Genomic DNA, 12,159 nt, shown 5'->3' on the forward strand with positions numbered 1-12,159 from the left:
CGCTGAGGGGCGGGGCCGCTCGATGCCCTGCCCTCCTGGAGGAGCCGCCTTCTCCCCTGTCCCAGCCAGGCAAGTGAAGCGGGCGCACCTTCATCGGTGCGCCCGCTTGCGGTCAGCTGGTGAGGGGAGGGTCCTGACTCAGGGACCGACCTTGATCCCGGCCGACGACAGCTTGCTCTGCCAGCGGGTGAATTCCTGACGCTCCATGTCGAGCGTCACGGTGCCCAGATCCTGGTTGCCCGTGCAGACGGTGTTGTTCAGGCCGCAGTTGGGAAACCACATGGGGTTGTTGGAGGTGCGGCCGTCCGAGCCGACCCGGGTCCACCCGACCACGTTGTCGCGCATCACGTTGTTGGCGAAGGTGGGAGGGGTCAGCTTGCCCGCGCCGTAGGGGTCCCAGACGTACAGGCCCACGTTGGCGGCGGGCAGACGGGTACCGTCGGGCAGGCGGCCGCTGCCCACCACGCGGTTGTTGTACATCTGGTGGCTGACGCCGCCTGCAATGGCCAGGCCGTGGTTGGTCGTGCCCACGATCTGGTTGTTGTAGACCCGGGTGTAGCCGGAGTCCAGAGGATCGCTGACCTTGCCGTCGCCCAGCAGGATCCCGCCGCCCGCGTAGTTGGTGGTGGTCGCCGGGCTGACCGGGTAGGCGCCCTGGATATAGTTGTCGTGAATCAGCATCGGGCTGTTGGGCGTGCCGCTGCTCGCGAGGATATTGATGTTCTCTTCCGTGGCGCTCTTGCCCGGCTCGTTGATGATCTCATTCCAGGCGACCTCGACGTTCGGCACCCGGCGCACGGCGTTCATGTGGAGGGCCTGCACGATGTGCGAGGCGTTCTGGTAGCCCCCGTTGCCGTCACTCTTGGTGCCGTTGACGTTGCGAATCTGGTTGCGCAGGATCTTGATGGTGTCGCCGCGGTTGGGGTCGCCCCAGAATTCCCGGATGTAGATGCCGCCGGTATTCTCGAAATAACTGTTCTCGATCCGCAGGCTCATCAGTTCTTCAGCCGCCACCGCGTACCCGTGCGTGCGGCCCGCCACGTTGGGGTTCAGGGCGTAGCCCCGGGTGTTGCGGATGGTCACGCGGTTGCGGAACCCGTGGATCAGGTGGCCCCGGCCACGGATGTTGGAATTCTCGATGATCACCGGCTCGCTGGTCCGGATGCTGACCGCCGCGCCCGTGTCCTGGCTCTCCCAGTTGCCCGAGTAGGTGCCGCCCTTGGTGATGATCAGCTTGCCGCTGTACTGCACGTTGCCGCTGACGGGAGGTGCGGGGGCGATGGAGGCCGTCCCGCCGCAACTGCGCAGCATCGCGTTGGCCCAGTCGGCGTGGTCGTAGTTCAGGCCGTCGCCCGCGTCCGTCACGACCAGCTTCAGCTCGTTTTTGCCTGCCACGTTCACGTTGACTGCCCGGCCGCTGTCCGAGCCGCGCACCACACCGCTGTCGTACAGCTTGACGCCGTCGGCGTACACCTGAAAGACGACGCTGCCTCGGTCCCCGACTTCGTCGTCCATGCCCACGGTCGCCGTGAAGCTCGTGCACTGGCCGCCGATCTGGAAGGTCATGCTCGACCCCGCATGAACGCCGAAGCCGTTGGCGAAGGTCTGCCCGCCGATGCTGAGGGTGCGGCCGTCCCCGGCGTTCTTCTCGCCGTTGCTGCGGTTGACCTCGATGGGACCCCAGGCATTGGTCGCGGCGGTCCAGCCCTCATAACTCAGGGTGTTGTCGCCGGAGTTGATCGCCTGGGCCTTGATGCCCCCCTGACGGCCGTCGCTGCTCCAGCTGTGGTCCTTGCCGTCGTACACGAAATCGACTGGCGGCTGCGCCGCCGCCTGGGCGGGCGCCTTGGAGGCTGGGCCGCCGCCGCAGGCCGAGAGCGCGAGGGTCAGTGCCAGGAGGCCGAGAGGAGCAAGGGGAAGACGGAGAGGGGAAAGAGGTTGCTGGGTCATGGATCTCCTGAGGCGGGGGGACTTGAGGTCGGCGGAGGGGCGGAGAGTGGAGGCGGCAGGCCACGAGAGCGGTGAGGCCCAGCCGTCAGACAGGGCGACGTTGTCCGTGCGGGCGCGCCGCACCGATCTCGTGGGGATGGGGGCTGAGCTTTGGAAGGGGCAGCTCTACCGCAAGGAGATGAGGAGCTAACTCATCACTGCCATCTGACCGCCTGAAAATTTCTGCACTCGGTTAAGGTAACCGGACTAAATTATAAGTTTCTGTTAAAAAGTCTTAATTTCTGAGTCAGGCTGTGGGAATTTGTTTCATAAGGAACATTTGAACGTGCCTCTTTCTTGGTGACCCAGGCCATGATTTGGGGCGCCAGGGCGGGACACAAGCCGCCGGCCGGTGTTGGCGATGTTGTAACGCCCGGCTCCACATACTCGTCTCAAACAAGGCCCGCGCCTCCCCTGCCCGGGAGGTTCTGAAGTTCCGCTCCCGGCCCTTGCGGCCTGATCTCATCGAAAGGTGGCCCGCCTATGCCCGTATCCGTTCTCTCCTTTCCGCCTGCCGCGCGCGGCTCCCGGTTCAGCCGGACCGGGGCGCTGTGAAGGCGGTCATCCCGGCGGCGGGGTTCGGCACACGGCTGCGTCCGCTGACCTACGCCCGCCCCAAGCCCGTGCTGCCGGTGGGCAACCGCCCGATCATCTGCCACGCCGTCCAGAACCTGGCCGACGCCGGCATCCGTGAGATCGGCATCGTGGTGTCGCCGATGACGCGTGAGGCCATTCAGGCGGCGGTGCTGGGCCTAGAAGGGGTGTGCATCGAGTTCATCGAGCAGCCCGAAATGCTGGGGCTGGGGCACGCCGTGATGGTGGCGCGCGACTTCGTGGGCGAGAGCGATTTTTGCGTGTATCTGGGCGACAACCTCTTCGAGCACGGCGTGCTGGATTTCCGCCGCGCCTTCGAGGAGCAGCAGGCCGACGCCGCCGTGGCGCTTGTCGAGGTGCCCGACGCCCGCGCCTTCGGGGTGGCGGTGGTGGACGGACGCGGGCAGATCACGCGGCTGGTGGAAAAGCCGGCGCTGCCGCTCTCCAATCTGGCGGTGGCGGGGGTGTACTGCTTCCGGGCGAGCGTGTTCGGCATTCTGGAGACGCTGTCTCCCAGCGCGCGCGGAGAGTACGAGATCACCGACGCGATCCAGCGCCTGATCGAGCAGGGAGGCCGGGTAGCGGGTCAGCGCGTGCGCGGCTGGTGGAAGGACACCGGGCGGCCGCTGGACCTGATCGAAGCCAACCGGCTGGTCCTCGAAGGCCTGCGGCCCGGCGTGCTGGGGGAGGTCAGCGGCTCAAGGCTGACGGGCCGGGTCGTGGTGGAACCCGGCGCCGTGGTCCGGAACAGCGTGATTATGGGACCGGTGACCATCGCCAGCGGAGCCAGGATCGACAACGCCTACATCGGCCCCTTCACGTCTGTGGGGCGCGGCAGCGTGATCGAGAACGCCGAGGTCGAATACAGCGTGATCGACGAGGGCGCCGAGATCCGCGACATGAGCGTGCGGCTTCAGGAATGTCTGATCGGCCTGCACGCCCGGGTGATCGGCCACGGCGAGTTGCCCCGGGTCCACCGCCTGGTCCTCTCCGACACCAGCCTGCTGGAATTCGGCTGCTGAGGCTCCCCGCCCGAGCCTGCCTGCTGCCCAGCCTTCCCCCAAGCCTCCTTATTCCCCCAGACGTTCAAAAGGTGCCTTCATGCTCCAGACCCCTCTGCCCAGACCCCAGACCGACGAGGTTGACGTTCCGCGCCTCACGCAGCCCCTGCGGCGGCACGCCCTGCCGCTGCTCTCGGCCGCCCTGCTGGCGGGCGCCCTGACCTACGTGCTGGCGGCGCGGCAGGCCCCGGTGTACCAGACCATGAGCAGCGTGGTCGCCGTCGACAACGGCGACGACAGCCTGGTGACCGAGGGCCTGTTCGCGGCGCCCCCGCTGGAACCGGGCGTCTTGCAAGAAGCCCTGCGTGACGAGAGCGTGATCGAGGGCATCGCGGGGCGGGTCCTGGCGTCGGGGCTGGCCCCCAGCCAGGCCCAGGCGCTGGCGCAGGCGGTCCGGGCGCAGCGCGACAACACGGTCTTCGAGCTGGTCACGGTCACCCCGCAGGGCAGCCGCTCGAACCTGTACGAGGTCTGGGGCAGCGCGGGGACGCCCGCCGCCGCCCAGGTGCTGGTGAACGCCAGCGTGGACGCCTTGCAGGCCTGGGACCAGCAGCGCGCCCAGGAGCGCATCGCGCTGGCCCGCACCAGCCTGGCGCGCCAACTCACGGCGCTGGGCCGCAACGAGCCGGATCTGGAGGCCAGCGACCTGCGCTGGGACACCTTCCAGGCCACCCAGGCCCGGCTGCTGGGCCAGCTTGCGCGGGCGGAGGTGCTGGCCCCGGCGGCGATCGCCACCCTGAACGTGGTCGCCCGCGCGCCCGAACCGGACCAGGCTTCGGGGGCCAGTCCGCTGCGGCGTGCCGCGCTGGCCGCCCTGCTGACCCTGTTCGCGGCCTCAGCCGCCGTGCTGCTGTTCGAGGCCTGGCGCCGCCGGGTCTACGACGAGCGTGGCCTGCGCGACCTGGGTCTCCCGCTGCTGGGGCAGCTGCCGCCGCTGGGGGCCGGGGTCTTGCAGGGGAGCGCGCTGCCCGACAGCGTGGGATTCTTGCGCGTCAACGTGCTCTCGCAGTTGCCGGAAGAGGGGCCGCGCCGCCTCGTGGTCGCGGGGGTACAGGACCCGGCGGGCAGCGGCAACGTCGTGACGGCGCTGGCCGCCAGCCTGGCGAGGGCGGGCCAGCGCGTGCTGATCGTGGACAGCCAGGCGCCGCGCACTCAGGGGCAGGGGGGTCCACAGGAAGCGCCGCTGCCGGGCGCCGGGGCGGGCAGCTTCGAGCAGGCGGGCAGCGTGCCCACCCGCCGGGTGGCCGAGGGTGTGGACCTGCTGCCCCTGGGCGGCGGCGATCCCACCCATGCCCGCGCCACGGTCGAGCGCCTCAGCGCCGGGTACGACCTGACCCTGATCGACACCCCGCCCCTGCTGCGCCGTTCCGACGCGCTGCTGTGGGGCGCGGGCGCGGCGGGGCTGGTGCTGGTGCTGGAAGCGGGTGCAAGCAGCGCGCACGAGGTCGAGCGGGCGCTTCAGAGCGCCGGGCTGGCGCGGGTGCGGGTGCTGGGCGCCGTGCTGAGCGAGAGACCCTCCTCCGGAGGCCCCCGGCGGCTGACCGGCAGCCAGCGCCCCCTGGCCGAGTCCGGCGTCCAGCCGGGCGAGGTGACGGCCCGCTGAGATCCCGGCGCCTCCGGTCCCGTTTTCCCAACAAGCCCCCAAGAAGCGCCGCGCCGCCTCGTGGCTCTCCCGGCCCGGGGCGGCGGCCTGAGCGGCCCGCAGCGGGTATCCTGTCCGAATGTCCAGCCAGCCCGCGGCGGCGACCCCACCGCTTTTTTCTTCCTCGCTGAGCGCACAGCTCCAGAACGTGACCGAAGCCCTGGCCGCCGCCCGCACGCGCGGGGAGGTGTTTGGGGTGGTGCTGGATTCCGCGCTGGAAGCGCTGAAGGCGGATGCCGGGGCGGTGCTGCTGGTCGGCGACACGGGCCAGCACCTGCGGCTGGCCGCAGTCAAGGGCCAGACCGAGCAGGCGCAGACGCGCTGGCAAGACGGCCCGCTCGGCGACGGCACGCCGGGCGGAGACGCCCTGAAGCGGCGCGAGGCGCTGTTTTTCGAGCACGAGGGCGACCTGGTGCGGGCCTATCCCCAGCTGGAAACCCGCACCGGCGGCGTAGGCGCCGTCGCCACCGCCGTGGTGCCGATGTCCCTGGACAGGCAGCCGCTGGGGGTGCTGATCCTCGACTTCGAGGAACCGCGCACCTTCACGCCTGAGGAAAGGCGCTTTCTTCAAACGCTGGCCGCCCAGTGCGCCCTGGGCCTGGGCCGGGTCTGCGCGCACACGGCCCAGGAACGCGGCGCCGAGCAGCTGCGCGGGCTGGCGCAGGCCGCCTTGCAAATCCACGCCGCGCGCGGGGTGCAGGCCACGCTGGCCGTGATCACCGAGCAGGCCCGCGCGCTGATCGGGGCGCATCAGGCGGTGGTCAGTTCGACCATCAGTGACGACTGGGCGCAGTCGATCAACGCCGTGTCGCTGAGCGACAAGTACGCCGCGTGGCGGGAGCACGCCGGGCAGCCTGGCGGCAGCGGGATCTACGCGCTGGTCTGCCGGATGAACCGGCCCCTGCGGCTCACCCAGGCCGAGCTGGAAGCGCACCCCGCCTGGCGCGGCTTTGGCGAGCACGCCGCCGAGCACCTGCCCCTGCGCGGCTGGCTGGCGGTGCCGCTGGTGGGCCAAGACGGGCAGAACATCGGCCTGATTCAGCTGAGTGACCGCCTGACCGGCGACTTTACCCCCGAAGACGAGAGCGTGCTGGTGCAGCTCGCGCAGCTCGCGGCAATCAGCCTGGAAAACGCCCGGCTGTACGAGACCGCGCAGGACGAACTCACGCGGCGCCAGCAAGCCGAGCAGCGCCTGCGCGACCTCAACCTCGACCTGGAGCGCCGGGTGGAGACGCGCACGCGCGAACTCGCGGCGGCCACCCAGGAGCTGGAAGACCGCGCGGCGGCGCTCGACGCCTTTGTGGCGTTCAGCGAGGTCGTGGGCAGCCAGAGCGAGGTGCTGGCGCTGGCCCGGCGGGCGACGCAGGTGGTGCGCGCCAACCTGGAACACGTCAGCGCGGCCTACTACGAACTGGAAGCCGGGCTATGGCGGGCCAGGGTCTGGTCCGACGACGTGGCGCCCGAGGTCGCCGCCCAGATTGAGGCGGGCGTGCCGCAAGACGCGCCGGACTTCGCGCAGGCGGTGCTGTCTCCGGAAGGGGTGTATGTGGACGGCTGGGACGCGGAGGCCAACCACGTCGGGAGCACCGGCAGCTACGGCGCGGTCGCCTTTTTTCCGCTGTTCGTGGGGGACAAGCCCCGCAGCCTGTTCGTGGTGGGCACCCAGGACGCGCGGGTCTGGACCGAGCGCGAGAAGGCCGTCTTCCGCGCGGTGGGCCGCAGCCTGGGCCTCGCGCTGGAGCGGGCGGACGTGACAGCCCGCCTGGAGACCCAGAACGCCGAGCTGGAAGCCCGCACCCGCGCGCTGGAAGGTTTTGCCCACCTCACCCAGGACCTGGCCGCCCAGAGCGATCCGGGCGCCTTTGTGCTGCGGGCGCAGGAGGTGGTGCTCTCGCTGCTGCCGCCCGGCTACGCGCTGTACTACGAGCGCGAGGGCGAGCGCTGGCGCAACCGGGTGCAGGTCGGAGAGGTCCGCAACGCCGAGCTGCAAGCCTTTATCGACGCGGGGCCGCTGGTCGGCGTGACGCCCAGCGTGGACGTGCCCTGGACCACCCGGCACCCCTACTATCAGGACAGCTACGCGCGGGGCAGCGACACCCCCGAGGAGATGGTTCAGCACGTCAGCGCCGCCGCGTCCCTGCCGGTGCTGCGGCACGGCGAGGTCGTCGGCGTCTTTATCGCCGTGCTGTTCGAAAACCGGGTCTGGACCCGCACCGACAAGGTGGTGCTGGAGACCGTGGTGGGCAGCCTGGGGCTGGCGCTGGAGCGCGCCGAGAGTGTGGCGCTGCTGGCCCAGCGCACCCGCGAACTGGAGCACAGCAACGTGGAACTCGCGCGCAGCAACGCCGAGTTGGAGCAGTTCGCCTACATCGCCTCGCACGACCTGCAAGCCCCCATCCGGGCCGTGACCAGCTTCGCGGGCATCATCGAGCACCGCTACGGCCAGCACCTCGACGAACGCGGGCGGCTCTATCTGCGCCAAATCGTGGACAGCGGCGAGCACATGAAGCGGCTGGTCGACGACCTGCTGGCCTTTTCGCGGGTGCATACCCAGCAGCGCGACCTGTTGCCGGTGGACAGCGCGGCCGTGTTCGACGCAGTTGCGCGGCGCCTGCACGACGCGGCGGAGGCGCTGGGCGCCCAGATCACGCGCGGCGAGTTGCCCCGGGTGCAGGCCGACGCGCAGCAGCTCGACCAGCTGCTGCAAAACCTGATTTCCAACGGGCTGAAGTACCACCGCGAGGGGGTGCGGCCCCAGGTCCGCGTGACGGCCGAGCGCGACGGGGACGGACTATGGCGTTTTCAGGTCACCGACAACGGCATCGGCATCGAACCCCAGTACTTCGAGCGCATCTTCGTGATCTTCCAGCGCCTGCACGGCCGCGAGGCCTTCGAGGGCACCGGCATCGGGCTGGCGGTGTGCAAAAAGATCGTCGAGCGCCACGGCGGCCGGTTGTGGCTGGAAAGCACCCCGGGACAGGGGTCCTCCTTCTTCTTCACCCTGCCCGGAGCGTAGGTTCCGGCCAGGCGCCCCCGGTACCGCCTCCCCGCGCCGGGGTCATCGCCAGGACGAGAGGTCTTCGGTGAGGTGCGCGGTCTCGTTGAAGGAGTCGAGGCTGGCCCGCCCCGCGCCGTAGGTCAGCCGCGTCAGGCTGCCGTTGCGGACGCGCCAGTTGAGGGTGAGGGCCGACTCGTCGGGGGCACGCAGGACCGCCGCGACGGTCACCCCGATCACGCCGCCGGAGGTAAAGGCCACCACGGTGCGCCCGGACGGCCCGGCCAGCAGCCCCCGCAAGAAGGCGTGGACGCGGGCGCGGAACTCGGTCCAGGGTTCCACGTCCGCGTGGGCCACCTCGCCCCGCAGGTAAGCGGCGGCCAGGGGTTCAAGCATCCGCTGAAGGTAGCGGTTGCGGTCCGGGTCATGCTGCCCTTTCTCCCACGCCCGCAGCCGGGCGTCGAAGCCGGGGTCGTGGGCGGCCAGCAGCGGCGCGAGGGTACGAATCAACCCGTCCCCGTCGTACTCGGCCAGCCGGGGGTCGGTGGCGGGGTCGGGCCAGGCGCCTCCCGCCGCCTCCGAGGCGAGGCGGGCGCTCTCGCGCTGGCGAACCAATGGGCCGGAGATCACGTCGGTAGGGTCCAGGCCAGACTCGGCCAGATAGTCGCCCACCGCGCGGGCCTGTACCTCGCCCAGCGGAGAGAGGCGGTCGGTGTCGGCCTCGAAGGGGGTGGCCTGCCCGTGCCGCACGAGGATGAGGGTGCTCACGCGGTCCCCCGGCACTCGCTCAGGCCTTGACCACGCTGATGGTGCCGCCCGACTCCAGCACGGCGAATTTCACGCCGGAGACCTCGGTCACGCCCGCCTCGCGCATCTTGCCTTCCAATGTGGTGCGGGCCACCCGCGAGCGGCGCATCGCGCCTTCCCGCACCTGCCCGTTTTCGACCAGCACGACCGGGGAATTGTCGAAGGTCTCCTGCACCGCCTCCGACCGCGCCCCCCACGCCGAGATGCCCCACTGCGCCAGCACCAGCACGAGCAGGCTCAGCGCCGACTCGACGATGGAATTGCCCAGAATGGCGCTGGCGACCAGCGACCCCGCCGCGATGTTGACCAGAAAGTCGAAGGAGGTAAAGGACGCGAAGGTCCGCGAGCCGAAAGTCCGAGCGAGGACGATCACGTACCCCAGCAGCAGGGAACTCAGGACGATCCGCACGATCAGCCGCAGCGACCAGCCCCCCTGCGGCGTCAGGATGTCCGTCAGCACCGACCAGAACAGTTCCATGCAGGCAGCGTAGGCCTCGGGCAGCAGGAATGCCGTTCAGGAAAGGGTCATGCCCCCACCTCCCGCTCACGCCGCCCCACCGCCGACCTCCCGAATCCGCCGCCACGCCTCCCCGATCAACCAAGCGGCCTGCTGACCCAGCGGCGCGAAGCGGGGGTCTTTCGTTTGCCCGGCGCGGTAGCGGGCGTAGATCTGCTGCACGATCACGGCGAGCTTGAAGTGCCCCAGGACCTCGTACCAGGCGACATTCGCCACGTCGCGCCCGCTGCGTGCGGCATAGCGCTCCAGAAATTCCTCGCGGCTCAGGAAGCCGGGCGCCGCCGCCCCGACGCGGTTCTCGGCGCCGCCCGGCTGCTGGGGCATCGTCCAGTAGGTCAGGGTCAGGCCCAGGTCGGCGAGGGGATCGCCCACGGTGGTCATCTCCCAGTCGAGCAGGGCGACCACGCGCGAGGGGTCGGCGGGGTCGAGCATCAGGTTGTCGAGCTTGAAGTCGTTGTGGACCAGGGTGTGAGCGGATTCGGCGGGCGTGTTCGCGGTCAGCCAGGCGATCACGTCCTCGTCGTGCAGTTCCTCCACCGGGGGTAGGTCATCCGTGCGGGCACGGCGCCAGCGTCCGGCCCAGCCCTCGACCTGCCGGGCGTTGAAGCCCTCCGGCCTGCCGAGGTCGCGCAGGCCCGCCGCGCCGATATCCACCGCGTGCAGGTCGGCCAGGGTGTCCACCAGCGCCTCCGAGAGTTGCCGGGGGGCATCCGGAAGGGCGGCGTATTCGGGCGGCAACTTCGTCCGCACGACCACCCCGCGCCGCCGCTCCATCAGGTAGAAGGGCGTTCCGATCACGGCGGCGTCCTCGACCAGCAGCACGGGTTCGGGGGCGACGGGCAGCACCGGATGCACCCGCGAAAGCAGGCGGTACTCGCGCGGCATGTCGTGCGCCTTGGCCGCCACCGGGCCGAGGGGAGCGCGGCGCAGCACGTATTCCTGCCCTCCCTCAGACGCCTGGCCCAGCCGTAACAGATAAGTCAGGTTGGAAAAGCCGCCGGGGAACTGCTCGACCTCCAGCGCGTCCACGTCCCCCTCGACCCTTCCGCGCAGGGCCTCCTTGAGCGTGTCCAGCGGCAGCTCCTCGCCGGGACGGACGGAGGCGGTGTCGGGACGGGTCATCGGGTCTGCTCTCCCGCTTCGAAAGCCCGGCCCCCGTGCGCGGCCAGCAGCGCCATCGCCTTTTCCCGCAGGCGCCGCATCCCGCCGATCCAGCCGTCGTAGTCGGCGGCCTTCTTCTGGAAGGACTGGAGGGTCGTGGGGTGGGTGGTGATCAGGAAGCCGTCCTGCCGCAGCACCTCCAGCGTCTTCTCCACGAGTTCGTCCGTCGTGATCGCCGTCTGCTGGAGGATCGGCGCGTTCTGGATCATCGGCGTCCAGACGCCTTCCGGGCAGAGGGCCGACACCTTGACGCCCCGGTCGGCGTAGGTGATCGCCAGCCACTCGGCAAAGGCGAGCGCCGCGTGCTTGGTCACCGCGTAGGGGGCCGAGTGCAGTTCGGTCAGCAGGCCCGCCGCCGACGCCGTGTTCAGGAAATACCCCTCGCCGCGCTCCAGGTAGTGCGGGAGGAGGTGCCGGGCGGCCCAGACGTGGCTCATCACGTTGACCCGGTGGATCAGGTCCCACTGCTTGTCGGGCGTCTCCGGCCCCTCCCCGATGGCGATTCCGGCGTTGGAGCAGAAGAGGTCGATACGGCCCTCCTGCCCCAGCACGTCCGCGATCAGGGCCTGGAGGTCCTCTTCCTTCGCCACATTCGCGGGCACAAAGCGGGCACCGATCTCGGCGGCTTTCTGCGCGCCGGTGTCCGCGTTGAGGTCGGAGGCGATGACGGTCGCCCCCTCCTGCACGAAGCGGGTGGCGAGCGCGAGGCCGATGCCGGAGGCGGCGCCGGTGACGACGATGATCTTGTTCTGGAGGTTCATGCGGGGTTCTCCTTCAAGTTCCGTCTGGGGACAGACGGTAGGTTTGACAGGTGCGGCACTGGAAGAGGTGGAGCGTCAGGGTGCCCTGCTCGGCGCAGTCCAGCGCGTCCTCATTGGTCCAAGTGCGGGACATGGACCGTGCGATTACAGCGGCTTCTTGCTGAACGCTTTCGTGAGACGTGATCTCTGGCTGCCCCGAGGGCGTGAGGGTTCCCAGGTAGGTACAGCATTCGCCGCAGTGGTCCGGCCAGTGAATGGGATTCCAGAGAATCACGCGTGGCGTGCGGTTGAGAACAGCCGTCACGCTTTCCGCACTGGCTGTCTCCGAAAAGTCCACATCCTGAAAGGTGCCTTCAAACTTAGCAGCCGCGCGACCATCGGCCACGCACCAGGGGCAGATAGTTTCGGGGTCGTCCTCTACATACATCCCGCCGACATACGCCCACTCGCGTGCCTGACCACAAACTTCGCAGGCAATAGGCCGCTGCTCGAAACAGCCATCAGCCAGAGGGTCAGCGTAATAAGGGAAAGCGGGAAGGGCTGAAGCGGACTCGTCTTGAAGCGGCATGATTACACGTTACTCAGGCGGCGCAGAAGCTCGCCCTTCTCCCGGAACAGCCGATCTGCCGCCC

General features: G+C 69.6%; 9 protein-coding genes. 3 read left to right on the forward strand and 6 right to left on the reverse strand.

From position 1 onward, the window contains the following. Positions 1-138 precede the first annotated feature (138 nt). Positions 139-1,950: an NPCBM/NEW2 domain-containing protein gene (locus tag HNQ09_RS06465; protein WP_184026993.1), complete on the reverse strand. Its 1,812-nt coding sequence runs from the start codon at positions 1,948-1,950 to the stop codon at positions 139-141. A gap of 590 nt (positions 1,951-2,540) precedes the next feature. Here HNQ09_RS06465 and HNQ09_RS06470 point away from each other — a divergent pair. The 3 genes from HNQ09_RS06470 to HNQ09_RS06480 all read left to right on the forward strand — a co-directional run bounded on the left by HNQ09_RS06470 (position 2,541) and on the right by HNQ09_RS06480 (position 8,302). After that, on the forward strand, positions 2,541-3,605 hold the full coding sequence (locus tag HNQ09_RS06470) for a glucose-1-phosphate thymidylyltransferase (protein ID WP_184026995.1): 1,065 nt from the start codon (positions 2,541-2,543) through the stop codon (positions 3,603-3,605). A 79-nt stretch (positions 3,606-3,684) separates the two neighbouring features. Beyond that, positions 3,685-5,247, forward strand: coding sequence for a P-loop NTPase family protein (locus tag HNQ09_RS06475; RefSeq protein WP_184026997.1), 1,563 nt, complete (start codon positions 3,685-3,687; stop codon positions 5,245-5,247). 118 nt (positions 5,248-5,365) lie between these two features. Further along, positions 5,366-8,302: a GAF domain-containing protein gene (locus HNQ09_RS06480; RefSeq protein WP_184026999.1), complete on the forward strand. Its 2,937-nt coding sequence runs from the start codon at positions 5,366-5,368 to the stop codon at positions 8,300-8,302. 42 nt (positions 8,303-8,344) lie between these two features. On the opposite strand, the gene HNQ09_RS06485 is transcribed toward HNQ09_RS06480, so the two are convergent. The 5 genes from HNQ09_RS06485 to HNQ09_RS06505 all read right to left on the reverse strand — a co-directional run bounded on the left by HNQ09_RS06485 (position 8,345) and on the right by HNQ09_RS06505 (position 12,095). Then, complete coding sequence (locus HNQ09_RS06485) at positions 8,345-9,049, reverse strand: histidine phosphatase family protein (protein WP_184027001.1); 705 nt, start codon at positions 9,047-9,049, stop codon at positions 8,345-8,347. Between the two features lie 19 nt (positions 9,050-9,068). Then, positions 9,069-9,566, reverse strand: coding sequence for a DUF421 domain-containing protein (locus HNQ09_RS06490; protein WP_184027003.1), 498 nt, complete (start codon positions 9,564-9,566; stop codon positions 9,069-9,071). 66 nt (positions 9,567-9,632) lie between these two features. Continuing rightward, on the reverse strand, positions 9,633-10,727 hold the full coding sequence (locus tag HNQ09_RS06495; RefSeq protein WP_184027006.1) for a phosphotransferase family protein: 1,095 nt from the start codon (positions 10,725-10,727) through the stop codon (positions 9,633-9,635). Further along, the gene (locus HNQ09_RS06500; RefSeq protein WP_184027008.1) at positions 10,724-11,527 is read right to left on the reverse strand and encodes an SDR family oxidoreductase; all 804 of its coding nucleotides are present in this window, start codon (positions 11,525-11,527) and stop codon (positions 10,724-10,726) included. Before HNQ09_RS06500 ends, HNQ09_RS06495 begins: the two co-directional genes overlap by 4 nt. Before the next feature lie 13 nt (positions 11,528-11,540). Further along, positions 11,541-12,095 carry a CbrC family protein gene (locus tag HNQ09_RS06505; protein WP_184027010.1) on the reverse strand — a complete coding sequence of 185 codons (555 nt, stop codon included), beginning with the start codon at positions 12,093-12,095 and terminating at the stop codon, positions 11,541-11,543. Positions 12,096-12,159 lie beyond the last annotated feature (64 nt).

Origin of the sequence: Deinococcus budaensis, assembly GCF_014201885.1 — a bacterium.
In the GTDB taxonomy this organism is placed as follows: domain Bacteria; phylum Deinococcota; class Deinococci; order Deinococcales; family Deinococcaceae; genus Deinococcus; species Deinococcus budaensis.